The sequence below is a fragment of the Pararhizobium sp. IMCC21322 genome (assembly GCF_030758295.1).
Lineage (GTDB): Bacteria > Pseudomonadota > Alphaproteobacteria > Rhizobiales.
Genome location: NZ_CP132335.1, coordinates 1798477 through 1824300, shown reverse-complemented (window position 1 = coordinate 1824300; position 25824 = coordinate 1798477). Strand labels below are relative to the sequence as shown.

Annotated in this window: 27 protein-coding genes and 1 pseudogene; 14 read left to right on the top strand and 14 right to left on the bottom strand. The window is 52.3% G+C overall.

Annotated elements, in window-relative coordinates:
- Window position 1 precedes the first annotated feature (1 nt).
- Window positions 2-1393, top strand: coding sequence for an aspartate aminotransferase family protein (locus RAL91_RS08825; protein WP_306261498.1), 1392 nt, complete (start codon window positions 2-4; stop codon window positions 1391-1393).
- Window positions 1390-2673 (top strand): FAD-binding oxidoreductase, encoded by a 1284-nt coding sequence (locus tag RAL91_RS08820; protein WP_306261496.1) that lies wholly within the window; start codon window positions 1390-1392, stop codon window positions 2671-2673. Before RAL91_RS08825 ends, RAL91_RS08820 begins: the two co-directional genes overlap by 4 nt.
- 6 nt (window positions 2674-2679) lie before the next feature.
- Here RAL91_RS08820 and RAL91_RS08815 read toward each other — a convergent pair whose 3' ends face one another.
- Window positions 2680-3567, bottom strand: coding sequence for an SMP-30/gluconolactonase/LRE family protein (locus RAL91_RS08815; protein WP_306261494.1), 888 nt, complete (start codon window positions 3565-3567; stop codon window positions 2680-2682).
- An 84-nt stretch (window positions 3568-3651) separates the two neighbouring features.
- Window positions 3652-4377, bottom strand: coding sequence for a hypothetical protein (locus RAL91_RS08810; protein WP_306261492.1), 726 nt, complete (start codon window positions 4375-4377; stop codon window positions 3652-3654).
- 187 nt (window positions 4378-4564) lie between these two features.
- On the opposite strand from RAL91_RS08810, the gene RAL91_RS08805 reads away from it, so the two are divergent.
- A complete protein-coding gene (locus tag RAL91_RS08805) occupies window positions 4565-5551 on the top strand; it encodes a glutathione S-transferase family protein (RefSeq protein ID WP_306261490.1) in 987 nt (328 codons plus the stop codon).
- 3 nt (window positions 5552-5554) lie between these two features.
- Here the strand turns inward: RAL91_RS08805 and RAL91_RS08800 are convergent, their stop codons facing one another.
- Complete coding sequence (locus RAL91_RS08800; protein WP_306261488.1) at window positions 5555-6583, bottom strand: zinc ABC transporter substrate-binding protein; 1029 nt, start codon at window positions 6581-6583, stop codon at window positions 5555-5557.
- Between the two features lie 291 nt (window positions 6584-6874).
- Here RAL91_RS08800 and RAL91_RS08795 point away from each other — a divergent pair, with 291 nt between their 5' ends.
- On the top strand, window positions 6875-7309 hold the full coding sequence (locus tag RAL91_RS08795) for a YtoQ family protein (RefSeq protein WP_306261486.1): 435 nt from the start codon (window positions 6875-6877) through the stop codon (window positions 7307-7309).
- Window positions 7310-7352: 43 nt separating this feature from the next.
- On the opposite strand, the gene RAL91_RS08790 is transcribed toward RAL91_RS08795, so the two are convergent.
- From RAL91_RS08790 to RAL91_RS08740, 11 genes and pseudogenes are all read right to left on the bottom strand, one after another.
- Window positions 7353-8822: a mannitol dehydrogenase family protein gene (locus tag RAL91_RS08790; RefSeq protein ID WP_306261484.1), complete on the bottom strand. Its 1470-nt coding sequence runs from the start codon at window positions 8820-8822 to the stop codon at window positions 7353-7355.
- Window positions 8822-9036, bottom strand: a pseudogene (locus RAL91_RS25060) (SDR family oxidoreductase); the annotation flags it as partial. The gene RAL91_RS08790 and the pseudogene RAL91_RS25060, both read right to left, overlap by 1 nt.
- Window positions 9037-9212: 176 nt before the next feature.
- Window positions 9213-10214, bottom strand: coding sequence for an ABC transporter ATP-binding protein (locus tag RAL91_RS08780; protein ID WP_306261481.1), 1002 nt, complete (start codon window positions 10212-10214; stop codon window positions 9213-9215).
- 9 nt (window positions 10215-10223) lie between these two features.
- Window positions 10224-11054 (bottom strand): carbohydrate ABC transporter permease, encoded by an 831-nt coding sequence (locus RAL91_RS08775; RefSeq protein ID WP_306261479.1) that lies wholly within the window; start codon window positions 11052-11054, stop codon window positions 10224-10226.
- Between the two features lie 15 nt (window positions 11055-11069).
- Window positions 11070-11936, bottom strand: coding sequence for a carbohydrate ABC transporter permease (locus RAL91_RS08770; protein WP_306261477.1), 867 nt, complete (start codon window positions 11934-11936; stop codon window positions 11070-11072).
- A 146-nt stretch (window positions 11937-12082) separates the two neighbouring features.
- Window positions 12083-13405 (bottom strand): sugar ABC transporter substrate-binding protein, encoded by a 1323-nt coding sequence (locus tag RAL91_RS08765; protein WP_306262860.1) that lies wholly within the window; start codon window positions 13403-13405, stop codon window positions 12083-12085.
- 101 nt (window positions 13406-13506) lie between these two features.
- Complete coding sequence (locus tag RAL91_RS08760) at window positions 13507-14532, bottom strand: LacI family DNA-binding transcriptional regulator (protein WP_306261475.1); 1026 nt, start codon at window positions 14530-14532, stop codon at window positions 13507-13509.
- 122 nt (window positions 14533-14654) lie between these two features.
- Window positions 14655-14837, bottom strand: coding sequence for a hypothetical protein (locus tag RAL91_RS08755; protein ID WP_306261473.1), 183 nt, complete (start codon window positions 14835-14837; stop codon window positions 14655-14657).
- 400 nt (window positions 14838-15237) lie between these two features.
- Window positions 15238-16194: a sugar-binding transcriptional regulator gene (locus tag RAL91_RS08750; protein ID WP_306261471.1), complete on the bottom strand. Its 957-nt coding sequence runs from the start codon at window positions 16192-16194 to the stop codon at window positions 15238-15240.
- Window positions 16184-16399 carry a hypothetical protein gene (locus RAL91_RS08745; protein WP_306261469.1) on the bottom strand — a complete coding sequence of 72 codons (216 nt, stop codon included), beginning with the start codon at window positions 16397-16399 and terminating at the stop codon, window positions 16184-16186. Before RAL91_RS08745 ends, RAL91_RS08750 begins: the two co-directional genes overlap by 11 nt.
- Before the next feature lie 23 nt (window positions 16400-16422).
- Window positions 16423-16890, bottom strand: a complete 468-nt coding sequence (locus RAL91_RS08740; protein WP_306261467.1) for an HAD family hydrolase — start codon at window positions 16888-16890, stop codon at window positions 16423-16425.
- A 140-nt stretch (window positions 16891-17030) separates the two neighbouring features.
- On the opposite strand from RAL91_RS08740, the gene RAL91_RS08735 reads away from it, so the two are divergent.
- The 10 genes from RAL91_RS08735 (at window position 17031) to RAL91_RS08690 (ending at window position 25798) form a co-directional block, all read left to right on the top strand.
- Window positions 17031-19379: a heavy metal translocating P-type ATPase gene (locus tag RAL91_RS08735; RefSeq protein WP_306261465.1), complete on the top strand. Its 2349-nt coding sequence runs from the start codon at window positions 17031-17033 to the stop codon at window positions 19377-19379.
- A gap of 43 nt (window positions 19380-19422) precedes the next feature.
- Entirely contained in the window at window positions 19423-19818 is a 396-nt protein-coding gene (gene cueR / locus RAL91_RS08730; RefSeq protein WP_306261463.1) for a Cu(I)-responsive transcriptional regulator, read from the top strand.
- On the top strand, window positions 19815-20228 hold the full coding sequence (locus RAL91_RS08725; RefSeq protein WP_306261461.1) for a cytochrome c: 414 nt from the start codon (window positions 19815-19817) through the stop codon (window positions 20226-20228). The genes cueR and RAL91_RS08725 overlap by 4 nt, the downstream gene beginning before the upstream one ends.
- Window positions 20229-20622: 394 nt before the next feature.
- Window positions 20623-21225, top strand: a complete 603-nt coding sequence (locus tag RAL91_RS08720) for a cytochrome c (RefSeq protein ID WP_306261459.1) — start codon at window positions 20623-20625, stop codon at window positions 21223-21225.
- A 3-nt stretch (window positions 21226-21228) separates the two neighbouring features.
- Window positions 21229-22116 (top strand): cytochrome c, encoded by an 888-nt coding sequence (locus RAL91_RS08715; protein WP_306261457.1) that lies wholly within the window; start codon window positions 21229-21231, stop codon window positions 22114-22116.
- Between the two features lie 5 nt (window positions 22117-22121).
- Window positions 22122-23558 carry a multicopper oxidase family protein gene (locus RAL91_RS08710; protein WP_306261456.1) on the top strand — a complete coding sequence of 479 codons (1437 nt, stop codon included), beginning with the start codon at window positions 22122-22124 and terminating at the stop codon, window positions 23556-23558.
- A gap of 75 nt (window positions 23559-23633) precedes the next feature.
- The gene (locus RAL91_RS08705; protein WP_306261455.1) at window positions 23634-23999 is read left to right on the top strand and encodes a hypothetical protein; all 366 of its coding nucleotides are present in this window, start codon (window positions 23634-23636) and stop codon (window positions 23997-23999) included.
- Between the two features lie 73 nt (window positions 24000-24072).
- Complete coding sequence (locus tag RAL91_RS08700) at window positions 24073-24633, top strand: L,D-transpeptidase (protein WP_306261453.1); 561 nt, start codon at window positions 24073-24075, stop codon at window positions 24631-24633.
- Entirely contained in the window at window positions 24630-25316 is a 687-nt protein-coding gene (locus RAL91_RS08695) for a L,D-transpeptidase (protein ID WP_306261451.1), read from the top strand. Before RAL91_RS08700 ends, RAL91_RS08695 begins: the two co-directional genes overlap by 4 nt.
- Before the next feature lie 71 nt (window positions 25317-25387).
- Window positions 25388-25798, top strand: coding sequence for a cytochrome c (locus tag RAL91_RS08690; RefSeq protein ID WP_306261448.1), 411 nt, complete (start codon window positions 25388-25390; stop codon window positions 25796-25798).
- The last annotated feature ends 26 nt before the right edge of the window (window positions 25799-25824 follow it).

The window sequence follows — 25824 nt, the reverse complement described above, 5'->3', positions numbered from 1 at the left end:
TATGAACCGGATTTCAAATCAATTCCCGACCACAGACCTGCAGGAAGCTGACGCTGCGCATCATTTGCACCCGTTCAGCGATCATGAATCTCTTAACCGGGAGAAAAGCCGGGTCATCGTGCGCGGCGAAGGCGTGTTTTTATGGGACTCAGACGGGAACCGCATCATGGATGGGATGGCTGGCCTGTGGTGCGTGAATATTGGCCATGGTCGGCGTGAAATTGCAGATGCTGTACATGAGCAGATGCTGCAACTGTCCTATTACAATACGTTCTTCAAAACCACGCATCCGCCAGTTGTGGCGCTGGCGCAAAAGCTGGCCGAGCTTGCACCGGATGGTTTCAACCGCGTGTTCTTCACAGGCTCCGGGTCTGAGGCCAATGACACCGTGCTGCGCATGGTGCGCCATTACTGGACCACAATGGGCCAGCCGCAAAAACACATCATCATTGGGCGCAAGAATGGCTATCACGGATCAACACTGGCCGGAGCCAGCCTTGGCGGCATGAGCGGCATGCATGCTCAGGGTGGTATGGCGGAGGGTATTCGGCATATTCGCCAGCCCTACTGGTTCGATGAGGGCGAAGATCTCAGCCCCGACGCGTTTGGCCTTGTCTGTGCCAAGGCACTGGAGATCGAAATCGAGTTGGTGGGTGCTGATAAAATTGCCGCTTTCATCGCCGAGCCAATGCAGGGGGCTGGTGGTGTCATTATCCCACCGGAAACGTACTGGCCAGAGATAAACCGCATCTGCAAAGCCCATAATATTCTGCTGGTTGCTGATGAAGTTATTTGTGGATTTGGCCGAACAGGGAACTGGTGGGGCAGCGAAACATTTGGCATTGAGCCAGACCTGATGCCTATCGCAAAGGGTCTGTCGTCAGGCTATCTGCCCATTGGCGGGGTGCTGGTCAATGACAGTGTCGGCGATGTCATCACATCAGGTGGTGGAGAGTTTTATCACGGGTTCACCTATTCCGGTCATCCGGCGGCTTGCGCCGCTGCACTGAAAAACCTTGAAATCCTTCAATCAGAACGAATTGTTGAACGGGTGCGCGATGATATCGGGCCCTATATGCAGGCCAAATGGGCGGCGCTTGGTGAGCATCCGCTTGTTGGCGAAGCCCGGATGGTCGGGCTGGTCGGCGCGCTGGAACTTGTGCCGGAAAAACCCTCGCGCAAGCGCTTTGAAAATGAAGGTACAATTGGCGGGATCTGCCGCGATCATTCCTTCAAGAATGGCCTTATCATGCGCGCGGTCCGGGACTCCATGATTATTTCACCGCCTCTGACCATCACCAAAGACGAAGCTGATATGCTAATAGCACTCGTTGAAAAAACGCTGGATGATACAGCGCATTCGCTGCGCAAATCCGGACATCTGTCTGCATGAACAATGCTGGCGGTGCTCCCTATCCGCAGAACAGCTATTACACGGCAACCGCTCCCCTGCTTGAAACGAGGCCGTCTCTGAAAGGCGATCTCACGCTTGATGTTGCGATTATCGGGGGTGGCTATACCGGGCTCAGTGCAGCGCTTCACCTGGCAAAGGCTGGCAAGAAGGTAGCCGTTCTGGAAGCCAATCGTGTGGGCTGGGGGGCCTCCGGGCGCAATGGCGGGCAGATACATTCAGGGCAGCGGCAAGAGCCTGAGTGGTTTGAAGAGCGCTATAATCGCGCTATCTCCCAACGTTTTTTCAAGATGGGCGAAGATGCCAAGCACTTGGTTCACAGCCTGATTGAGCACTACAAAATCTCTTGTGATCTGAAACCCGGTCTGATCCACGCCGTCCATAAAAAGCGATTTGTCGCCGAATTCCGGGATCAGGTTGCGCTTTTAAACACGCATTATGACCATCCGGTCAGCTGGCTTGATCAGGCAGAGACCGCTCACAGGCTCGGCACGAACGCTTATCATGGTGCTATTTACGACCCGACAGCCGGTCACCTGCATCCACTGAAGTTTGCTTTGGGTCTGGCTGAAGCGGCGCTCCTGGAAGGCGCCGATATTTATGAAAACACACCGGTACAGGAAGTCACGGATTGGGATCGTCCGGCCCTGAGAACACCTGATGGCACCGTGCGCGCTGGCAAAATATTGATTTGCGGCAATGGATATGTTGGCGGTCTGGTGCCAAAAGTGGATGCCCGCGTGATGCCGATCAACAACTTTATTGCGGCCACGCGGCCATTGACCGAAGCCGAAATTCCGTTGCCCGGCGATGAATGCGCCTCAGACAGCCGCTTTGTTGTGAATTACTGGCGCATGAGCGCCGATAAACGCCTGTTGTTTGGCGGTGGCGAAAATTACTCGCCCAACTTCCCCAGTGACATTGAGGGCTTCGTGCGAAAACCCTTGTCGATGATCTACCCCCAACTCAAAGATGTGGAGATTGATTACGCCTGGGGCGGTACTCTGGCCGTTACCGTTCACCGCGTTCCATTTGTGCAGATGTTGAAAGAAAATGTTTTTGCCGCGGCAGGGTTTTCGGGCCAAGGCGTGACCCTTGCACCATTGGCCGGTCAGATACTGGCTGAAGCAGCGCTGGGCCAATCGGAACGTCTGGACCTTTATGCCGATTTGCCAACACCACCCTTTCCCGGCGGGCGTGTGCTGCGCTCAGCAACGCTTGCTCTTGGCATGGGGTGGTATGCATTGCGAGATCGGCTTTAGCTGAAGTCAGCCTTTCAGGGAAAACACGTTTTCCGGCTGCCCCGCAACGTCCACGTCGATTGAAAACACGCTGCCAGCGCGCAATTCGCCCGGCTGAGCTGCGCTTGTGACATAAAGTATTTTCAAATCAGGTCCGCCAAAGGTACAGCTGGTCAAATTTCTAACCGGCATGTCGATGACGCGGTCGACCGAGCCATCAGGTGCGACCCGCACAATACAGGACCCATCATAGCGGGCGTTCCAGAGATAGCCTTCAGAATCTATGGCCGAGCCATCCGGCCTGCCGCGCTCAAAGCCCACAAAGAAGGGGCGTTTGTTGGAAATTTCCCCGGATGTTACATCGTAATCCCAGGCAAAAATTGTGTTCTGCAGCGTGTCGCCGAAATAGAAAATCGTGCCGTCTGGCGACCAGCATAGCGTATTTGAAATGCCAAGCTCACGATCCTGGACGGTTACACCGCCATCACTGCGGACGCGATACAGGGTTCCAAGATGAGGGTCGGACACAGGCTGACCCTGGCCGTTTTCATCAACATTGTTCTGCATGGAGCCAACCCAGAAATCACCAAAAGGACTGGGGCGACCATCATTCAGACGGCTGGCAGGCAGATTTGTCTCTGGTGTGGCAAAGTCTGTTCGCTCGTCCGTCGCTTCATTCCACAAAATCAACCTGGACCCGAGCGCCAGCACAAGAACTCCTGGCGTATCCGTCAACCCGGTGGCGCAGACCGGTTCATCAAAAACCCAATGGCGAACGCTGCCCGAAGCTGGATCATAGCGCTGCAGCAAAAAGCGGTTGATATCTGTCCAGTAAAGCGCCTGGTCTTTGGCTGACCAGAGCGGTCCTTCACCACACCAATTGGCTGCTGGTACGACAATTTTAACATCGGTCATGAATGCGCCTCAAAAAATGGTCCGCCAGATGACATGGTCACCTGGCGGTTTTTACTCAATCAGTCTCTGCAGTCAATAATATGATTATTCAAATGTTGTGTAACCGATGGTAACCGTTTTTGGTGATCCACCTGAAATGCGGTTCACCCGGAACTGGCTGATACGTCCCTTATTGGTTTTGACGCAGACATAGGACCCAACCGGCACATCCCTCAAAGACACCCGCTCAGTGGTATAGCGGGCTCTGGAGCAACCGCGATAGCCACGGTTTGATCGATTTCCAACACCAATCTGTGCGCCATTTCGCGGTGCCAGATACAGCAGGTCACGCGTTTCTGCCTGGAACCAGATATCCGCACCGGCGCTTCCCACACGGCCACGATCCAGATCGGCCAGATAGGTTTGCGGAATGTTGATTTCGCCAGTTGAAAATGTCCGTGGGCCAGCCGCAGCGCGGGTTTCGCACCTGAAACCGCCTGGACGTGCTTCACATGTTGAGCGATCTGGTGCGTAGCGCTGAATCTTGCCTGACGAACCGTAATCGCACTGCAAGGCTTTGCGTCCGCCAATTTCGACAATCTTTGTGGTTCGAAGTGATGTGACAAACGGTGTGCTCCACCAGCCATCAGGCAAAGCGGTCGTGACTTCACGCCGCGCCTTGTCGACCGGGCAATTGATTGTTTGCGTAGCGGCTTCCGCCTCGGTGCTGAATTGCAGCACTGCGCCACCGGCAAAGCCCGCGACCAGAACAGAAGCAGCGCTGATACCGCGCAGCCCAATGGATACTTTTTTCAAGAATGCTAATGCCATGATGTTTTCTCCCAAAAGTCTGATTTGCCATTTCGCCCAAGCAAAGCCTGACAATGGCCGATTTCAATGAAGCCACTCTACATTGTAATTCTAATAGAATTACTGAACATTGTGTTCAGATTGTATTCATTTTCTGAATGTGCGAGGTCTGCAAGCTTCAACAAGCATTGTGAATTCGGAGAATTTTATGGGCCTCCTCGTAGACGGCGAATGGCGGGATCAATGGCACGATACGAAGTCATCAGGCGGTAAATTTGTCCGAACCGATTCCCAATTCCGCAATTGGATTACAGCAGATGGCGCTGCGGGACCTTCCGGGAGCGATGGGTTCAAGGCCGAGCCTGGCCGCTATCATCTGTATGTGTCCCATTCCTGCCCCTGGGCTCACCGAACCTTGATCTACCGTGCTCTGAAGGGACTGGAGGATATTGTCGATGCATCCATGGTCCATTGGATAAACGGCGAAAACGGTTGGACTTTCGAGCCGGATGAGGACGGCATTGTTGGTGACAAGCTGTATGGCAGTGATCTGCTGTACAAACTTTATCTAAAAGCCGATCCCGTCTTTTCCGGCCGCGTCACAATCCCTGTTCTGTGGGACAAGAAGCGCGAAACCATCGTGTCCAATGAATCTTCCGAGATCATCAGGATGCTCAATTCAGCGTTTGATACAGTGGGTGCAAAACCGGGAGACTTTTACCCGGACCATAAACGCGATGACATCGATCAGCTCAATGACATCATCTATGACACCATCAATAACGGGGTCTACAAAGCTGGTTTTGCTGCCAATCAAGATGCCTATGAAGAAGCTGTTTTTCCGCTTTTTCAGACCCTCGACATGCTTGAAGAGCGGTTGGCTCAGTCCCGCTTTCTGGTCGGCAATGCGCCAAGCGAAGCGGACTGGCGACTGTTTCCGACCCTTTCAAGGTTCGATCCGATTTATGTCGGCCATTTCAAATGTAATCTGGCGCGTCTGGTCGACTATCCAAATTTATGGGCCTACACGCGAGATCTTTATCAATGGCCCGGCATTGCGGGCACCATCAATCTGGATCACGCGAAAATGCATTACTATCAAAGTCAGAAGCGTGTGAATTCAACCGGCATTGTGCCGGTTGGACCTTTGCTGGACTGGTCAGAACCTCATGGTCGGGAGCGTGTGGGGGCCTGAAACTCAGGACCCAACTGAAAGACAATCGTGGAAACTGGCTGCCATATTCCTGATGAGTTGATCATATAGCTCAGGCCCCTTTTGAAGGTCCATGCCTAACGGGTCCAAAAGCCCTGCCTTTGCGCTGGTGCCTTCACGGGCGACATCGATGATGCGGGACTGAAATTGCGGCTCTGAGAAAATACAGGCCGCTTCCAGATCATTCAGTTTCTGTTTGATCTCAGCCAACCTTGCAGCTCCGGGCATTGTTTCTGGATTGATGGTGAGAGAGCCTGCTGCCTGGAGCCCAAAGCGGTCTTCAAAATAGTGATAGCCATCGTGGAACACCACAAAAGGACGATCAGCGACCGGTTCCAGAAGCGCCTCTACGTCACCGGTTAACTGCGTCAATTGCTCCTGCATTGCTGCGGCATTGGCGTTATATTCTGCAGCGTTGGCGGAATCGATTTCAGACAGCACGCTGGCAATGTGCGAAACAAGCAATCCTGCATTCACCGGGTCCAACCAGATATGTGGATCCAGTTCTCCGTGATCATGTTCGTCCGAGTTATGGGCCTCTTCTTCGTCGTCTTGATGTTCGTGCTGTTCGCTTTGGGCCTCATGCATTTCCTGTTCCTCATGCTCTTCATCCTCTTCATGGGCATCAAATGCGCCGCCTTCGCGAAAAGGTAATCTGGTCAGGCCGGGCACGTCTTCAAGAGTTACGATGCGTGCCTTTTGCCCCAGAGTTTCCAAAGGCTTTTCCAGAAATACCTCCAGTTCTTCACCAATCCAGAAAATGACGTCTGCACTCTGGAGGCTGCGTGCCTGTGATGGCTTCAGACTGTAGGTGTGCGGAGAGGATGCCCCATTCAGTAGCAATTCCGCTTCTCCAACACCTGACATGACCCCTGAGACAAGGGAATGGACAGGCTTGATAGACGTCAAAACCTGCACAATCTGTTCCTGTGCATAGCCATCTGACTGAGCAAAACCAAAGCTGATAATGCCACTTAGCAGGCATGCATGAGTGAAAGACCGAGCGGAAGCCATAGATGATCCTAAGGTTAATGTTATAAAGTTACAATTTTGATAGCCGGATTTTTCGTCTGTTGCAAGCGGTTTTCAATGGCGTTTCGAACACGCTGGCCAGTTGTACTGCCTAGTTGTTTTTCGTGCGCTTTCTCTTGGGCTTTCTCTTGGGCTTTCTCTTGGGCTTTCTGGCATTTTGTAAAAAGGGGACAAACATGGTAGTGCCAGCCAAACTTCGATTGCCGGGAAGAACTGCATCCTTGGCGATCTACTGTGATCGATCAGAAAAACTCAGTCAGGAAATGTGATCTCATGAAGCTTAAAGTCTATTTATCCGGTGAAATTCATACAGATTGGCGCCAGGAAATCATGACAGGTGCTGCCGATTTGGATGTATCGTTTTCATCTCCGGTGACAGATCATGCGGCTTCAGATGATTGTGGCGTCGCGATCATGGGTCCGGAAGACCAGAAGTTCTGGCATGACCACAAAGGCGCAAAACTCAATGCCATGCGTACCCGCAAGGGCATTGAGGATGCAGATGTGGTTGTTGTGCGTTTTGGCGAGAAATACAAGCAATGGAACGCCGCTTTTGATGCGGGCTATGCAGCAGCACTTGGCAAGTCATTGATCGTGCTGCATGGATCAGATCATCAACATGCGTTGAAGGAAGTCGATGCAGCAGCCCTTGCGGTTGCGGAACGTCCCGAGCAGGTTGTTGAAATGCTGCGCTACATTTTGAGCTAGAAGTAAGCGAGCCTTTTACTACTCCCCTGAAGCCACTCCCCTGTCAGGCCAGATAGGCCTGCAGGGTTGCTTTTGTGCCCTTGGACCAAACTGACGTCAAAGCTGCAGAAAACGCTTCTGCAAATTCTGCGTTTTCGCCCAATTGACCGAAAATATCTGTCATTTCCAGGAATGCTGCGGGATTGTCTTTTGCACGCAATGCATGTTCAGTAAGACGTGCGGCCTTCTCATCGAACAGTTCAATTGCATTGCCAGCATCATCTGTACCAGCACAATAGCGGCACCAAAGGGCAACTTCCAGCGCCAGACCACCGATACTGTCTCCGCCCGCCAGCCTGTCCATAATTGTCGGAATTATGAATTTGGGCTGCCGGTTCGAACCATCGAGGCAAAGCCTTGGAATGGTATCTGCAACAGCTGCATTTGAAAAACGTTCGCGGACTTTTTTCAGATATTTCTGGAAATCCACACCCGGCACAGATGGCACAGTGGGAATGATTTCCGATGTTTCCAGCTTCGCCAGATACCCGTCAACAAACGGGTCTGCCATTGCCTCATGGACGAAATGATAGCCCAGCAACGCTGCAGGATAGGCAATCGCGGCGTGACCGCCATTAAGGATGCGCAGTTTCATCAACTCATAGGGCGCAACTTCGGACACAAATTCCACGCCGACTTTTTCCAGCGCAGGTCGACCACCTGGAAACTTGTCTTCCATAACCCATTGGCGAAATGGTTCGCAGGCGACAGGAACTGCATCAACAATGCCGAAGCGCTCTTCGACCATGGCGCGCTCACGATCCGAAGTTGCCGGCGTTATGCAATCAACCATGCTGTTGGGAAAGGAGACATTATCCTCAATCCATTTTTCAAGATCCGGTGACATGTCCATTGCAAGGCCAAGAACGGCCTGGCGTGTAATGATGCCATTTTCCGGCAAATTGTCACAAGACATAATTGTGAAGGGCGCAACGCCATCTGCGCGGCGTTTTTGAATGGCTGCAATGATCACACCAAAGACCGTTTCCGGCGCGTCAGGGTTTTTCACATCATGAACAATGTCCGGGTGCTTGTGGTCAAAGCCACCCGTGCGGTCATCCATAAAATAGCCGCCTTCGGTGATTGTCAGCGAGACAATGCGAATCTCTGGAGATGCCAGTCTTTCAATGACAGCCTGAGGATCGACCTCGACAAAATCAATCATCGAACCGGACACCTTGGCGGTGAAGCCGTCCGGATCCAGTTCAACCACCGTTGTCAGCCAATCCTGCTGCTGCAATCGCTCGCGCATGGCTGTATCGTAGGGCTTTATGCCTGCACCAACCAACGCCCAATCGTGATCTTCGCCCAGCGAAAACAGCTCATGCAGATAGACGGCCTGATGCGCGCGATGGAAATTCCCCACACCAATATGAAGGATGCCCGCTTTCAGAGCACTGCGATCATAATTGGGCACAGCGACATTGTCTGGCAGGCTTTGCAGAGCAGTCTCGTTCAATTTTGTCGAATTCATCAACTCATCCAGTTTCCACCATCGGCGTTGCGGGTCTGTGCAACCGCATGATTACTGCCAGGTGATGCCAGAAAAACTGCCATTCCTGCCACGTCCTCTGCGGTTCCCATGCGCCCATATGGAACGCTTTCGCCGACTTGTCTTCGTTGCTCCCCAAGGGACAAATTCTCATATTCGCGAACGGAGTATCCGCGCTGTACCAGCGATGGCCGTCACTTTCAGATGCCCGGCTTGCACAGCAGACCCAATCTATGCCGCACTTTGTTTATACTTCTGAAGGCGACACCGACAATCGCAATATTTGCTTTTTTCCTGCACGCGGCATTCAGCAAATTCACCGCTGATGTCTGCGCTGCGCATGTTACAAAAACCGTCCGCTCCCGGGCCGTATCAACGGACTGCTAAACCGTCTTTGTCGAAGCGGTGAAGGCGATCCATATCAGGTGTCAGATAAACATCATCACCATGATGCAAATCAACATCGCCCTCGGCACGAACAGTCAACATTTCCATGCCATCGACATGCACACGCAGGAAGGTATCGGATCCAAGGTGCTCGGAAACTCCGACTTTACCTTTCCAAGTGCCCTGCTCCTTCGAGATCAAGGTATGCTCAGGTCGGAATCCAACAGTATGCGCGCCCATTTTCTCGGCTTCAGGGCCCGAGATAATGTTCATTTTTGGCGATCCGATGAAGCCGGCCACAAACACATTTGCCGGATTATGATAAAGCTCCATAGGCGAACCGACTTGTTCGATATTGCCAGCCTGAAGCACCACAATCTTGTCGGCCATGGTCATGGCTTCTACCTGATCGTGGGTCACATAGATCATTGTGGTTTTCAGGCTCTGATGCAGTTCCGTAATTTCCAGACGCATGTTCACGCGCAAAGACGCATCCAGATTGGACAGTGGCTCATCGAACAAAAAGGCTTTTGGCTCACGAACAATCGCACGGCCAATTGCCACACGCTGACGCTGACCACCAGACAATTGACCAGGACGACGATCTATATAGTCGGAAAGGTTCAGAACTTTTGCTGCCCCATCAACTTTGCTTGCGATTTCTGCTGGATCAAGGCCTGCCATTTTCAGCGGGAACGCGATATTTTTGCGCACAGACATGTGCGGATAAAGCGCATATGACTGAAACACCATTGCCAGTTCACGTTTGGCTGGTGGGATTCGGGTCGCGTCATTGCCGTTGATGGCAATATTACCGCTGGTCACATCTTCAAGGCCTGCAATCAAACGAAGTAGTGTCGACTTACCACAACCGGATGGACCAACGAAGACTACGAATTCGCCATCGTTAATTTCCAAATCCAGAGGTGGAATGACTTGGGTCGGGCCAAAGCTTTTGGTGACCTGTGTTAGCTTTATATTTCCCATGATATCACCTTATTTAACCGCGCCAAATGTCAGGCCACGTACGAGTTGTTTCTGGCTGAACCAGCCCATGATCAGAATTGGAGCGATGGCCATCATCGAGGCAGCCGAAAGTTTGGCGTAGAAAAGACCCTCTGGCGCGGAGAAACTGGCGATAAACGCCGTCAGCGGTGCCGCATTTACGGTGGTCAAAATAATGGTCCAGAATGCCTCGTTCCAAGCCAAAATTATGTTCAGGAGGATCGTGGAAGCGATGCCAGGCAACGCCATTGGAGTCAGGACATACAAGATTTCTGATTTCAGGCTGGCGCCGTCCATTCGCGCAGCTTCAAGGATATCTACGGGAATTTCGCGAAAATATGTGTAGAGCATCCAGACTATAATCGGCAGGTTGATCAGCATCAGCACCACGACCAACAAGACGCGGCTGTCCATGACGCCAAAGTACTTCGCAAGCAACACGAGTGGGTAAAGAACACCCACAGCAGGTAGCATTTTCGTCGACAGCATCCAAAGCAATAGGTCTTTGGTACGCTTGCCCGGCACGAATGCCATCGCCCAAGCGGCCGGAACCGCAATCAAAATACCCAATAACGTGGAGCCAACGGCAATGATGATCGAATTCATCAGTGCCTTGGGGTAGTTTGAACGAGCCTGAACATCGACATAGTTTTCGAGCGTCCAGTCAAAGAAGAACCAAACAGGCGGATCTGCAATAGCCGTCGCTTCCGTTTTGAATGACGTTAAGAACGCCCACATGATCGGAAAGAACATCGTGAGACCAAAGGCCCAAGCTAGGGCTGTCCACATGAGCTTTTTCTGGTTTGTAACCGCGCGGGCCATACTATTTTCCTCCCCTCACTTATCGAGGTTCTTGCCGACGATCCGCATTAGGAAAATCGCAATGATGTTAGCAAGGATAACTGCAACGATACCGCCGGCAGAGCCCAAACCAATGTTCTGACTTTCCAGCACGCGCTGGTAGACCAAATAGGTCAATGTGCGGGTACCGAATGCGCCGTTGGTAGTCACGAAAATTTCTGCAAAAATCGACAATAGGAAGATTGTCTGTATCAAGATGACGACCGTTATTGCACGACTGAGGTGCGGCAAAATCATATACCAAAAGCGTGACAGCGCAGGTGCACCGTCCATCTCAGCGGCTTCCAACTGTTCGCTATCCAACGATTGAATGGCTGTCAGTAAGATCAGCGTCGCAAATGGTAACCACTGCCAGGCTACGATTATCACAATCGAGAAAAGAGGCGATTGACTGAGGAAGTCATAAGGTTGCAACCCAAAGAACTTAAATCCGTAAGAAAAAAGCCCGTTATCGACGTTGAAGAACATGTTCTTCCAAACTAACGCAGACACGGTTGGCATGACGAAGAATGGCGCGATGACTAGGATGCGGACAATCCCTTGCCCAAATATCGGCTGATCTAGAAGCAAGGCCATCAAGATGCCGCCGGTTATGGTGATCAGCAAAATGCCCCCGACCATCCACAGCGTTGTTCCAACTGCTTTCAAAAATGAAGAGGAGTTAAAGAACCTGACGTAATTGTCAAAACCGATCCACGCATCGAACACGCCGCGCAAAGGGCGGTAGTCCGCAAACGAGAAGTAAAGAGTCATACAAAGCGGGATCAACATCCATACCAGCAAGACAAAGACCGCTGGTGCAACCATAAAACGTGCTGCAGATTTCGATTGTGCTGTCGCCATGAAAAAGCTCCTGACTTGAGATTAGTCCAAACGAGGCCGAAACCTTGCTAGAATTCTAATAAAACTCGCGAAAGTGCTGGCAGTCAAGTTCGGGGAAAAGTAAGAAACAGGCGGCGCGGATAGCGCCGCCTGAAGAAGTTGTGGGCTTAGTAGCCTGCCGCTTCCATTTCTTCAACGGTCAGTTCCTGGCTTTTAGCCAATGCTTCAGCGCCAGTCTGGTTACCAGCCAAAGCGTTGGAGATTTCCTGACCGACCTGCGTTGCGATTCCAGCGAACTCAGGAATAGCTACGAACTGAATACCTGTGTATGGAACCGGATCAACCGTTGGGTTGGTCGGATCGGCTGTGCCCATAGACTCGATTGTGGCAGCAGCGAAAGGCGCAGCATCAAGGTAGTTGCTGTTCTCATACAGCGATGTACGTGTGCCAGGAGGAACAGCGACCCAACCTTTGCTTTCAGCTACAAGTGCTGAATATGCAGGTCCAGTTGCCCAGTTGATGAAGGTCTTGGCAGCTTCTTGCTTCTGGGACGATGTTGGGATCGCCAAAGACCAAGCCCAAAGCCAGTTGCCACGTTTTCCCAAACCAGTGTCCGGTGCCAGCGTGAAGCCAACCTGATCAGCAACAGTAGAGTCAGCGTTCACAACAAACTGACCAGCGGAAGTTGCGTCGATCCAGATACCACATTTGCCCTGTTGGAACAGCGTGAGGTTTTCGTTAAAACCGTTGTTGGCTGCACCGGCTGGGCCGGATTCTTCCATCATGCCAAGGTAGAAGTTGACGGTGTTGGCCCATGCTTCGCCGTCGAACTGTGCATTCCACTCTTCATCGAACCAACGTGCGCCGAAAGAATTGGACATGGCAGTCAGAAGCGCCATGTTCTCGCCCCAACCGGCCTTGCCGCGTGCGCAGATGCCGTTGATTTCGTTGTCACGGTCGGTCATTTTCATGGCCGCCTCACGAATGAAGTCCCATGTTGGCTCTGCTGGCATTTCCAGACCGGCTTTTTCCATCAAGTCTTTGCGGTACATGGTGAAAGAAGATTCGCCATAGAACGGTGCAGCAAAAAGGTTGCCGTCAACTGACAAACCGCCACGAATCGCAGGAATCAGGTCGTCAACATTGTAACTCGCTGGCAGATCATTCAACGAGACGAGCCAGCCATTGTTGCTCCAAATTGGAACTTCGTAGGTGCCAATAGTCAGAATGTCGTAAGCGCCGCCGCCAGTAGAGATGTCGGTTGTTAGGTTCTGACGAAGAACGTTTTCTTCCAGAGTAACCCACTCGACGGTGATGTCAGGGTGCTTTGCGTTAAAATCTCCCATCAGACCCTGCATCGTAATCATGTCGCCGTTATTCACGGTCGCGATTGTGATTGTTGATGTGTGGCTGCCTGCTGATGCTGTGGTGGCGAACGCCGCAACAGATGCGAGTACGGAAGCTGCTAATAGTGTGTTTTTAAGTTTCATCCAAAGTTCCTCCCTAAGGTTAGTGGATCGACTACTTTTATAAGGCACCCGAATAACAAAAGTCAATAAAAATTTTACACTTGTAAATTTTGCAAACCCGATCAAGCAGACTGCCGCATTACGAGCGTGCCCTCGAGTAGAAGTTCTGGCCGCTCACCTGTATGCTCATTACCGTTTATCAAGTCGAAAAGGATTCTAACGCTATGATTGGAAATCGCAGCGTAATCCTGAGAAACCGTTGTTAGCGGCGGGCAAGTGAACTGTGAAAGCGGATGGTCATCCACCCCGGCAATTCGAAGCGCGCACCCGGCACCGGCGCCTACCCTCAAACCTTTTTGATAGGCGGCGGCAATCAGACCAAATGCCAGCCGGTCATTACTGCACAGAATGGTATCTGACGGTAACGAGCGTTCGGAAATCAACCGCTTTCCCTCTTCGAGACCAATTTTCTCGAAATCCCAGCCACTGCCCAGAACCTGAACAACTTTCGGCTCCAGACCAAGCCCTTCCATCGATCGCACATACGCATCACGTCGCTTGTTTGCGTTCGGGTTAACAGGAGGCATCTCAAAGAAGCATGGAGGCTCACCGGTGCGACAAAGATAATCAACCACCAATCCTATGCTTTGCATGTTGTTTGAGCCAACAAACGCTTGTCCGACTTTAACGTTACTATCAAAGACAACGGTTGGCACCTCCTCCGAAAAACGCTGCACGCTTTTGAAATCAGAACTACGGCCAAGAGGAGCGATCAGCGCCCCTGACGGTCGCAAGGACTGGAGAGTAGCCAACGCGTTGTTCTCTAGTTCTTTTTGGCCGTGCGCGCTGAAGACAATCGGCCAGAAACCCGCATCCATACATCGGCGCTCCAACAGGCGCACGATCTCTGCAAAGAACGGATCCGCGAGATAGGGCACAACGATCCCGATGGTCTTTGTTGATTTTCGATTGTGATTGATTGCAAAAAAATTGGGACGATAATCAAACTGCTCCATGGCAGCTTCGATGCGATCGCGCGTTGATTTGCGGACGCTTTCCGCGTCGTTAAAGTACTTTGATACGGTGGGCCTTGAGATGCCGCTCGCTTCAGCGAAATCCACCATGTTTTTGATCGCATTGCCGGCCACGTCACCTCCCAAAGATTCCTAGTTCGTCCCCTATGGCATATAACATTTAGCATACAACATCGCATAAATACTTTACATGTGCAAAATTAATTTTAACATTAGTTAAGTTATTCCTATCCAGATCAAGCCACTTTTTTCGTATCAGAAAGGCAAGATTGGCGCTGAGGTGCAGTCGCATGTTGCTCGCAAATCGACAATAGTTCAGGCTGAGGGAGGGACGAGGCAATGAAAAAATCATTTTGCTCGGCGAAATTGCCGTTGAGATCATGGCAGACATTGTCGGCGATGGCGTTGATGAAGCCCACCCGCTAACAGGTCCTTATTCCACCTTGCGCGCCTGCTATCTTTGCCGACCAGGCCGGAAAGCTTGGGCAGCCAGTGAAAATCATTTCTTCTGATGGAGATGCTGCATTTGGACGATTGTACCTAGATCGACTCAAATAGGACGGAGTAGATATCTCTGGCGTATTCATTGATCAAGACCGCCCGACTGGTTGCGCATTTGTGAGGTAGCGTGCAAATGGGTCTAGAGGCTTTCATAAGTCGTGAATTTCGTCGCAATGGTCGATGTGCAGCCTATCGAGCAACTGCTTCTGATCAAGCTGCATGGGATAAGGATCTACGTCCCAAGATATGCAAGCTGGCTTGCCACCCATTTTTAAGCCGCGCAGTATCTACAAATGCCACATGTCTAAAGGATCGGGGCTATTTGTTGAGCAGCATTTCTGCGGTAACTTCATTGGTAATCAATGAATTGATCAACCGTCCGCGCAACGCACCCCAGATCGCATCAACCTTGGCTTCACCGACTGCAATGCCAATTACGGGATGGTCCTGATCTGGCAGAAGTGGAGCACTTGCCACCCGGTCATTGATAAGGCCATCAATGAGTTTGCCATCCTTATCATAGACCCAACTTGTGATCTCACCGACGACACCGACACGGTGGAGCGCCTTGGCCTCCTCCTTGGTGACAAATCCGTCCAGAACAAGCTGTGCATTCTCGTTCATTTGCCCAAGACCCACAAAGGTAACGTCAGACTGACGGGCAAGCTCCAGTATGTTGTGAACCGGCTCCTGACTGTGCAATAGAGCTTTTTCTTCATGCGAATTCACAAACACCGGCAATGGCATCGGGAAATGTCGGGCGTTAACCCGATCAGCCATGCGGATGATCACATTATAGGCCGTTGCCGACCCGTCAGACATCATGTTGCCAAGCAGCGAGACGATTCGGTGCTGGGGGCAATCCATGGCTGGCAACTGCTCGACACAGGCACGCAATGCACGACCGGTTCCGATGGCAATGATTTTTGGATGATTGGACTTCAAGTGCCGTTCCATTTCGGCAGCACCAGCTTGGGCAATGCCAACCATAGATGCAGGAGCATCAGGGTCTGAAGGCACAACTTCACATCCAAGAAGGTTGAATCGCTCCGTGAGCTCACCCTCCAACTCCATGCATTTTGCAATCGGATGATCAACACGAACCTTTATGAGACGCGCACTGACCGCCAGTGAAACCAGCCGCTGCGCAGATTGTCTGGAAACGCCCAGCTTGCGCGCAATCTCGTCCTGTGTGTTTCCGGCGACATAGTACAACCATCCTGCCCGTGCAGCCTCGTCAAGGCGGCTGGTTTCGTTGTCGGATTTAGCGGACACTGATATCCCCGATACTGTGTTTTTGTTGTTTTAATGTTGGCGCCATTTCAAAGAATTTTGACCAATTGTCAAAAACCGGCACTTCAGGAAACATGTCATTGTCATCCTGCGCAAGCCCCTGCAAATGGCTAGCCCCCGTAAAACGCCATACTTGCATTCCGGCAGCAACACCTGCTTCCATGCCAGGCAGACTGTCTTCGATCACCAGACACTTCTCCGGATCCACATTCATTTGGTCGGCTGTATGAAAAACAAATCCAGAGCCGGCTTGCCACTTTTCACCTCAGATGCGGTAAACACATCCTTGCCGAAGTAATGCGCCAATCCGGTTAATTCCAATGATCTGCGCAGCCTTTCAGGTGTGCTGCTTGTGGCGACGCAAGTAGGCCTGGAGAGATTGTCAACAATCTCGGCCACACCGACAGTCGCCTTCAACTCGGTTCTGAAGGCTTGAAGCAATCTGCGTCTGTAAGAGGCTTCAAAATCAGCCGGCAAGACGACATCAAAAGTCTGGCGAACCGATTCTGTCACTTTGGGAAAGCTGCGCCCGAGAAACCAGCGCTGGAAATATTCAAAGTCTACCGATACACCAGCATCCGCCAGTTGAGAGATCAGGATTTTCGAGCTGATGATCTCGCTGTCTATGAGAACACCATCGCAATCAAAAATAACAAGATCTATTTCTGTGGTCTGCATAACCCGGTACATTTCAGAACAAATGACAGGTAACGCTTGACCTTCCTGTAACTGGAAGCCCTAAATCGATTTATATAAGAAGAGATGTCTGGCCGCTGCCAGGCAAATAACACGCATTTATAGCACCTTCAGGACACAATATGGACCATCAGCACAGCGCAGCTTGCGGGCATGCATCACATGATTCTGAATCAGCGCAGGATCAGGCAATTGATCCCGTTTGCGGCATGACGGTGCCCCTGAACAGCGGCAAGCCCAGCTTTGCTCATGCAGGCGCAGACTACCATTTTTGCAGTCAATCCTGCAAAGACCGGTTTGAGGCAGACCCTGTTTTCTATCTTTCAGGCAACCACAAACGGAAGCAGAAAGCGGCTCCAAAGACCGCGCTCTTTACCTGCCCAATGGACCCGGAAATAATCCAGGAAGGACCTGGCACCTGCCCGATTTGTGGCATGGCTCTGGAGCCCATGGACGGTGTATCAGATGGTCCGAACCATGAACTGGAAGATTTTACCCGTCGCCTCTGGGTGAGCATTGCGGCTGCCATTCCGTTGTTGATCCTGACCATGGGACCGATGGTGGGGTTCCCGATCCGCGACTGGATTGGCGAGAAACCAGCCCTTTGGCTTGAACTGGCCTTGGCAACACCGGTTGTCCTTTGGGCCGCGCAACCGTTTTTCCAGCGCGGCTGGACCTCTGTGCGCACCTGGAATCTGAACATGTGGACCCTGATCATGCTCGGGGTCGGTGCCGCCTATCTCTACAGTCTTGTTGCTGTCCTTGCGCCCGGCCTGTTCCCGCAGGAAATCACAGACGCGGGGCATGCACCGGTTTACTTTGAGGCAGCCGTTGTCATCATAGCCCTGATTTTTGTTGGCCAGGTTCTGGAATTGCGTGCGCGTGATCGTACTGGCGATGCCATAAAGGCCCTGCTGGATCTTGCGCCCAAAACGGCAAGGCGAATCAATGCAGATGGATCTGAGTATGAAGCTCCGCTGGCAAACATTCTGCAAGGTGACCGTCTGCGTGTAACACCTGGCTCCAGCATTCCTGTAGATGGAATCGTGCTGGAAGGCATTTCTGCAGTTGATGAAAGCATGATTTCCGGCGAACCACTGCCGGTGCAAAAACATGTCTCGGACAAGGTAACCGGGGGAACTCTGAACAAGAATGGCAGTCTGATTATTGAAGCCAGCCATGTTGGCGAAGAGACCATGCTGGCCAAGATCGTGCAAATGGTCTCCTCGGCACAGCGCTCCCGGGCGCCTATTCAGGGACTGGCTGACAGGGTGTCTTCCTACTTTGTGCCGACAGTCGTTCTGATTGCGGTTGCGGCCTTTATTGCATGGATCATTCTGGGTCCTGAACCAGCCTTTGTATTTGCCATCATTTCTGCCGTATCCGTTTTGATCATCGCCTGTCCCTGCGCTTTGGGATTGGCAACACCCATGTCGATCATGACCGCAACGGGACGTGGGGCCCAGGCCGGTGTCCTGGTCAAGGAGGCCTCTGCTCTGGAGCGGTTGGCCAAGGTAGACACTGTGATCGTTGACAAGACTGGCACACTGACAAATGGAACACCCGTTCTGACCGATGTCGTTCCGCTTGCAGATTGGGATGAAGCGACTTTGCTGGCTTTCGCCGCGTCATTGGAAAAAGGGTCCGAACATCCCTTGGCCGATGCCATTGTCGAAGGGGCGAAAAGCAAGGATATCGCGCTACAGACGGCACAGGACTTTCAGGCAATTACTGGTAAAGGTGTTGTCGGCAAGGTAGGCGACGTGAACGTTACTCTTGGAAACAAAGCGATGCTTCAGGAAACAGGTGCAGATGCGGCCCTCGGTGAGCAACAGGCGGATGCCCTTCGCAAGTCTGGCAAGACCGTCATGTATCTGCTCGTTGACAACCGCCTTGCCGGTTTGATCGCGGTTTCTGATACAATAAAGCCGAGCACGCAGGATGCGATCAAGGCGCTTCATGCGGCAGGCATGACCATCATCATGGCCACCGGCGACAATGAAATCACCGCAGCAGCGGTGGCAAACGAACTTGGCATTGACGAAGTTCGGGCTGGCGTTCTGCCGCAAGACAAGCTGCAATTGGTCAAGGATCTGCAGGCAAAAGGCCATATTGTGGCTATGGCAGGCGATGGCGTGAATGATGCCCCGGCCCTGGCGGCTGCGGATGTCGGCATCGCCATGGGAACGGGCACAGATGTTGCCATTGAAAGTGCCGGCATCACGCTTTTGGGTGGAGATCTTGCCGGAATTGCCAAAGCCCGGATTTTGGCGGTCTCAACCATTCGCAACATCAAGCAAAACCTGTTTTTTGCCTTTGCCTATAACAGTCTTGGCGTGCCTGTGGCCGCTGGCATTCTGTATCCTTTGACCGGCGTCCTGCTGTCTCCCATGCTGGCGGCAGCTGCGATGAGCCTGTCATCGGTATCGGTGATTTCCAACGCGCTGCGCTTGCGTCGGCTAGAGCTTTGACATTGCCTGGGGTTTGCACTTAATTGGCGAAAGGTGGATTGATATGAATATCGGAGAAGCATCGCAGGCATCGCAATTGCCAGCAAAAACTATCCGCTACTATGAGGAAATTGCACTCCTCAAGCCGATCCGCGCCGAAAACGGATATCGCAACTACTCTGAAACAGACTTGCACCGGTTGCGGTTTCTGCAGCGCTCCAGAAGCCTTGGTTTTTCGATTGAAGAATGCCGATTGCTGCTCTCGCTATACGAGGACGAAGAACGTGCCAGTTCCGATGTCAAACGTTTGGCGCTTGACAAGATCGGTGAAATTGACCGCAAACTGGCAGAATTGGAATCGCTGAAAGCAACATTGTCGGCACTGGCAACAGACTGCCATGGTGACGACAGGCCATCGTGCCCGATCATTGATGATCTGGCCGGGAGAACAAGCAGTTGAATAAACAAACCATCATTGCTCTGGTCGGAAGTGTTGCAATCGCGTTGGGCGCTTGGTGGCTTCTCGCCCCGCCTGCCAATACCGGCTCCGGTGCGCCATTGGCACAGGTAACAGTTCCGCAGCTCAACAGCGCAGAAACAGCGGGACGCGTGTTGTTCGACGGGAATTGCGCCGCATGCCACGGAGCGGATGCAGCAGGGCGGGACGGCATGGCCCCACCGCTGGTTCATGTGCTGTACGAACCTTCCCATCATGCAGATATCGCATTTCAGCGGGCAGCAAAGCTGGGTGTCAGGGCACATCATTGGCGCTTTGGTGATATGCCGCCCGTTGAAGGTGTAACCGAAACCGATGTTGGAAAAATAACAACCTATGTGCGTGCTCTGCAGCGCGCAAACGGGATCAACTGACATGCAGCGTTTTCTGCTGCTCATGTGCAGCCTGTCATTAATACTGGCAGGAAGTTTCTTTTTGCATGAGCAAGATTTTGCCGATGGCCTGCATTTGCATTCACAAAGCGCGGCCCCGGATGAAACCAGTGACCACAGTCATTTTTCACTAACTCAAAATCAACAGGACGCCGACACTAGCACGCTGCATTGCGGCTCCAACATACTTGCGCTGATTGAATGGGTTGGCCATCACTGTTTTGTCACTGAGCAAACCATACCTGTGGGACAATCCTATTCCAGATACGGGGTCTGGACCATGCTGGACCCTCCTCCTCCTCGCCCTTTTTCCAGAAGCACGACGACAACGGCCTGACCGGGCCAAGCATTTTGGAACAAAGAGGACTAAGACAACATGACAACAAAGATTATCGTTTCTGCGGTTGCGGCTGCATTGGTTATATCTGCAGCGGCTTACGCACATAACGGCGCAACAGGCGTTGTAAAGGAACGCATGGATGCCATGAGCACCCTGGGCAAGGCTACAAAATCCCTGACTGAAATCATGCGGGGAGACGTCAGCTATGATGCCGAGGTGGTGCGCAAGAATGCAGCGCAAATCCAAAAGCATGCCGGGAACAGCATGACAAAACTTTTTCCCGAGGACAGTTTGATGAAACCCTCCGAGGCGCGTCCGACAATCTGGGCGAACTGGGAGGAATTTGAGGTTCTGGCCATGAGGCTTGAGACTTTGGCCGTGGGTCTGGCTGCGTCAGCTGACAATGGGCTTATGGCATCTGGAGGTGCGCCAGCCTCCGGGATGATGGGCACAGATAGCATGACGTCTTCTGGCGGTATGACGTCTTCTGGCACCATGATGGCCGGCTCAATGACGACTGAATCAGGCACCCTGCCAGACGCAGCCGAATTGGCATCAATGCCTACTGATGGTGTGTTCAATATGCTGGCGCAGACCTGCGCTTCCTGCCACACACAATTTCGTTCCGAAAAGAACTGACATATGCGGAAATTGATTGTTTTATCATTGACCGCCCTGGTGTTAACCGGGGCGGCGGTGACAGCTTTGACCGCTTGGCCTATCGGCAAAACGCGGAACTTAACCGGTCTGACCGGCAACGCTGATCGGGGTGCCTATCTCGCCCGCATGTCCGGTTGCATCGCATGCCATACAGATTCTGAAAATGGAGGTGCCCCTTTGGCAGGCGGTGTTGCGCTTGAAACGGATTTTGGCACATTTTATTCTCCCAATCTGACGACGGACAAGACACACGGCATCGGGGGCTGGACCCTTGAGACGTTTGCAAAAGCTGTGCGGCAGGGTGTGTCCCCCGAGGGAAATCCTTACTACCCGGCTTTTCCCTATCCATTTTATGCCAAGTTCAGCGACCAGGATGTTGCCGATCTGTGGGCGGCGTTTCAAACAGTGCCTCCTGTGGAACAGCCTTCGGTAGATCAGAATGTCGTGTTTCCGTTCAATTTCCGCGACGGTTTGAAATTATGGCGCGCTTTGTTTTTAGACCAATCCGGAACCCGGAAAATCAAAGAACAAAGTGAAGCCTGGAACCGGGGGAAGTTCATTGTTGAAGGGCCTGCCCATTGTGGCGCGTGCCACACGCCGCGAAATACATTAGGCGCACGACAGGCGGAACTCAGATTACATGGAGCCGACAAGCTTCCCGGTGGCGGGAAATCACCACCCATCACCACCACCGCGCTTATGGAAAATGGCTGGACAGAAAAGTCCCTGGCTTATGCCTTGCGTACCGGTGTCTTGCCCGATGGAGATACATTTGGCGGGTCAATGGGCGAAGTTGTGCGGGACGGAACACGCTTTCTTGCACAGGATGATCTGAATGCAATTGCCAGCTTTCTGATGAACCAGGAGTAAATATCATGTCCATCAACAGACGAACTTTTCTCAAATCCAGCGCTGGGAGTTTGGGCATCGCCCTGCTCCCAGCAAGTTTCAAGGCATCGGTGGCATCTGATGGATTCCTTGAAATAATTGCTGGCCCCTCTCAACAAAAACTCTATTCAGAGGATGCGCCCCAGTCTGATCTTTGGAGCTACAATGATTCCACACCGGGACCGGAAATCAGGGTCAAACGCGGAGATCGGGTCAAAGTCCGGCTTGTTAACAAGCTTGAAGAAGCAACATCGATCCATTGGCATGGCATCCGCATTGCCAATGACATGGATGGTGTTTCCGGCCTGACCCAGAAAGCCGTGGAGCCCGGCGCTACCTTTGAATATGATTTCATTGTGCCGGATGCTGGAACCTATTGGTATCACGCGCATAACAGAAGCTGGAATCAGGTTTCTCGTGGCCTCTATGGCGCTCTGATTGTCGAAGGCGATACAACTGATTTTGACACCGAGCACGACCGGACATTAATTCTGGATGACTGGCGCCTGGATGAGACCGGCAAATTTGACACTGCCAGCCTTGGCTCATTAATGGACTGGAGTCATGGCGGGCGTCTTGGCAACTGGCTGACCGTCAATGGCCAGAGCCAGCCCAACTACACACTGAACGCGAATGAGCCTTACCGGTTGCGGTTGATCAACACATCCAATGCCCGTGTGCTGGAACTGGATACCAAGCAACTCGGCGCGAAAATTCTTGCCTATGATGGTCAAGGCCTGCCGACTGCAACAGAATTGTCTTATCAGCCATTGCTGCTTGGCTCCGCGCAACGGGTCGATTTACTGGTGGTTCCCAAACCGGGAATTCCGATGCAACTGGACGAGGTTTCAGGTGGACAGGCATTCTCGATTGCCAGTTTCGAGATCTTGGAAAAGTCGGACAGCACTTCGGCGAATCCTGCACCGGGGAAGTCTGAACTGGCGATGCCTGCGCTGATCTCGAACGAGTTGCCAGAACCCGACCTCGAAAATGCACGCGTTTTCACGCTGGATATGACTGGCGGTGCCATGGGGCAGACCGGCGACATCACCTACAAAGGCAAAAAGCTGGAAGGAATGGATTTCAGGGACACGGGACAGGTTTGGGCTTTCAACGGCATCGCCAATCTGGCCGATGCGCCCTTTTTTTCGGTTCAGCGAAATGACACAATTGTTCTGAACACGGTTAACAACACTGCATTTCTTCATGCCATGCATATCCACGGACATCATTTCCGCATTCTGGAGCGCAGCGGAAGTGACGTTGATGAAGGGCAGCCATGGCGCGACACATTTCTCATTGGACCAGAACAGACCACCAAAATTGCCTTCGTTGCCGACAATCCCGGCAAATGGCTGTTGCACTGTCACATGCTGGAACATGCGGCTGCCGGAATGAACACGTGGTTTGAGATTAGCGCGTAGCCCTTCCGACTGACCTCACGGCATGGTGATCAGACCGGGCTGGATTTTTTGGCCGGTTCTGGGTATGAGAGAATCATGAGGAAATTGATTTGTTTTCTGCTGTTGCTTTTGTTTGTCGGCACCCATGGGTTGCCTGACAGCGGGACAGCATTTGCAAATTTAACCTTTCAGGACGCGCAGGATGCTGTTGCGGATACTAATCAGGATGTCTCCATTGTCGCAGGCAGCGGTGCCATTGTGACCGCAAGACAGAAATGCTGCGACGAAGACGATGCTCTTAAAACATCCCACAGTAACGCGCCCTGCAGTTCTGACTGTTCATTCACAAATGCGGCTTTTAATCCAGAATTCCTGTTCGGCGGAACCATTCCTTCTTATGAGCCGGCGACCAGTCTCAATGCAGCCTTTCGACACGCGCTTTTTCGACCTCCGATTGTCTGATTGTCTTGGCTAAACACGCATCTTTGCTTCTGCATGAGATGCATTATTCCTTAGACAATTCATGAGGCATGACATGCTTACAAGACGGAACCTCCTACTCGGCATCTCGGCACTTGTTGCGACAGCACCGCTGCCCGCTCTGGCTGCCAAACCGAAAAACTTCCGACTGGACTCCAAATTCAAGCCACGCACTGTGCGGTTCAAAGGATATCCGGTCGGCACGATTGTTGTCGACCAGCGCAAACATTTCCTGTATCTCGTCACCGGACGTGGACGTGCGCGACGTTACGGGGTTGGCCTTGGTAAGGCGGGTCTGGCCTTTAACGGCTCAGCCACTATTGGTCGTAAAGCCAAATGGCCGCGCTGGACACCAACGGCGAATATGATCCGACGTGATCCTCGTCGCTACAAAAAATATGCAGGTGGCTTGCCTGGCGGTATCAACAACCCGCTTGGCGCAAGGGCCTTATATCTCCACCGTAATGGCCGTGATACGCTGTTTCGGATACATGGAACAACTGAGCCGTGGTCCATTGGACGAAACGTATCCAGTGGATGCGTGCGCATGATAAATGCGCACGTGGAAGATCTTTATGAACGCGTCAGGATTGGCGCAAAGGTAGTTGTAATATGAATTTTGATGACAATACGGCACGCCCGCCCTCACGGCGCGCTTTCGTGCTGGGAAGCGCCAGTATTCTGGGCCTTGCGGTTTCGGGCTGTACAACAGCCACAGATGATAGCGCAGGCGATACTGAAGGCAGGTTCAGCAATTATGCGTCGATGTATGGGCCACTGCCCAGTGAGAAATTCCCAATTCCCGGAATTGATCTGGACAAGGTGCCATCCAAATTCAGGCGTCGCAGTGTCAGCTATCGAACCAACGAAAAGCCCGGGACGATCATTGTCGATACGTCTTCGCACTACCTCTATCTGGTCGAGCCAGGTGGCAAGGCAATGCGCTACGGGGTTGGCCTTGGCCGTGCCGGTTTCGCATGGTCTGGCCGTGCAAGAGTCGCCTGGAAGCGGCCATGGCCGACATGGACGCCGCCCGACGAGATGATTGCAAGACGTCCTGAGCTGCGCAAATACAGCGCAGATAATGGCGGAATGCAACCAGGTCTAAACAATCCGCTCGGTGCGCGTGCGCTGTATATATTTGAGGGCAACAAAGACACGTTGTACCGCGTTCATGGCACGCCGGAATACTGGACAATCGGCAAGTCGGTTTCCAGCGGCTGCGTGCGCATGATCAATCAGGATGTGATTGATTTGTACAAGCGCGTGCGGTCCAATGCAGAGATACTGGTGGTATAAATATGTCGGTGTCAAAAGCCGGACATATAATTTGTTGGTCCTCAATACTGGTTTTGGGGGGCGGAACATTTATGTTTGCCTCCCAAAACGCCCTTTCCAGCGCAGAAGATACCGCAGCAGTCCAACTTGGCAGCGAAGTCTATGCGTCCAATTGTGCGTCCTGCCATGGTGAAAACCTTGAGGGCCAGCCGAATTGGCGCCGTCCGGGCAAAGACGGCCTTCTGCCCGCGCCACCACATGATGAAACCGGGCACACGTGGCATCACACCGATGACGTGTTGTTTGGAATTACCAAATACGGACTGGCTGAATTTGCAGGGCTTGAGGGCTATGAAAGCGCTATGCCCATCTACAGGGACGTTCTGAGCGACGCCGAAATAACGGCTGTATTGTCCTTCATTAAATCACGTTGGCCGGACGATGTGCAGGCGCGGCATGACGCAATGAATGAGCAAGCTGCGCAAAACAAATCCCGCGAATAGCAATATTACGGGAAATCGGGTTAGAC

Bases quoted from the DNA above. Each gene is read 5' to 3' on its own strand.
- RAL91_RS08825 (WP_306261498.1), top strand. From the start codon at position 2: ATGAACCGGATTTCAAATCAATTCCCGACCACAGACCTGCAGGAAGCT.
- RAL91_RS08820 (WP_306261496.1), top strand. From the start codon at position 1,390: ATGAACAATGCTGGCGGTGCTCCCTATCCGCAGAACAGCTATTACACG.
- RAL91_RS08815 (WP_306261494.1), bottom strand. From the start codon at position 3,567: ATGACCGATGTTAAAATTGTCGTACCAGCAGCCAATTGGTGTGGTGAA.
- RAL91_RS08810 (WP_306261492.1), bottom strand. From the start codon at position 4,377: ATGGCATTAGCATTCTTGAAAAAAGTATCCATTGGGCTGCGCGGTATC.
- RAL91_RS08805 (WP_306261490.1), top strand. From the start codon at position 4,565: ATGGGCCTCCTCGTAGACGGCGAATGGCGGGATCAATGGCACGATACG.
- RAL91_RS08800 (WP_306261488.1), bottom strand. From the start codon at position 6,583: ATGGCTTCCGCTCGGTCTTTCACTCATGCATGCCTGCTAAGTGGCATT.
- RAL91_RS08795 (WP_306261486.1), top strand. From the start codon at position 6,875: ATGAAGCTTAAAGTCTATTTATCCGGTGAAATTCATACAGATTGGCGC.
- RAL91_RS08790 (WP_306261484.1), bottom strand. From the start codon at position 8,822: ATGAATTCGACAAAATTGAACGAGACTGCTCTGCAAAGCCTGCCAGAC.
- RAL91_RS08780 (WP_306261481.1), bottom strand. From the start codon at position 10,214: ATGGGAAATATAAAGCTAACACAGGTCACCAAAAGCTTTGGCCCGACC.
- RAL91_RS08775 (WP_306261479.1), bottom strand. From the start codon at position 11,054: ATGGCCCGCGCGGTTACAAACCAGAAAAAGCTCATGTGGACAGCCCTA.
- RAL91_RS08770 (WP_306261477.1), bottom strand. From the start codon at position 11,936: ATGGCGACAGCACAATCGAAATCTGCAGCACGTTTTATGGTTGCACCA.
- RAL91_RS08765 (WP_306262860.1), bottom strand. From the start codon at position 13,405: ATGAAACTTAAAAACACACTATTAGCAGCTTCCGTACTCGCATCTGTT.
- RAL91_RS08740 (WP_306261467.1), bottom strand. From the start codon at position 16,890: ATGCAGACCACAGAAATAGATCTTGTTATTTTTGATTGCGATGGTGTT.
- RAL91_RS08735 (WP_306261465.1), top strand. From the start codon at position 17,031: ATGGACCATCAGCACAGCGCAGCTTGCGGGCATGCATCACATGATTCT.
- cueR (WP_306261463.1), top strand. From the start codon at position 19,423: ATGAATATCGGAGAAGCATCGCAGGCATCGCAATTGCCAGCAAAAACT.
- RAL91_RS08720 (WP_306261459.1), top strand. From the start codon at position 20,623: ATGACAACAAAGATTATCGTTTCTGCGGTTGCGGCTGCATTGGTTATA.
- RAL91_RS08715 (WP_306261457.1), top strand. From the start codon at position 21,229: ATGCGGAAATTGATTGTTTTATCATTGACCGCCCTGGTGTTAACCGGG.
- RAL91_RS08710 (WP_306261456.1), top strand. From the start codon at position 22,122: ATGTCCATCAACAGACGAACTTTTCTCAAATCCAGCGCTGGGAGTTTG.
- RAL91_RS08705 (WP_306261455.1), top strand. From the start codon at position 23,634: ATGAGGAAATTGATTTGTTTTCTGCTGTTGCTTTTGTTTGTCGGCACC.
- RAL91_RS08700 (WP_306261453.1), top strand. From the start codon at position 24,073: ATGCTTACAAGACGGAACCTCCTACTCGGCATCTCGGCACTTGTTGCG.
- RAL91_RS08695 (WP_306261451.1), top strand. From the start codon at position 24,630: ATGAATTTTGATGACAATACGGCACGCCCGCCCTCACGGCGCGCTTTC.
- RAL91_RS08690 (WP_306261448.1), top strand. From the start codon at position 25,388: ATGTTTGCCTCCCAAAACGCCCTTTCCAGCGCAGAAGATACCGCAGCA.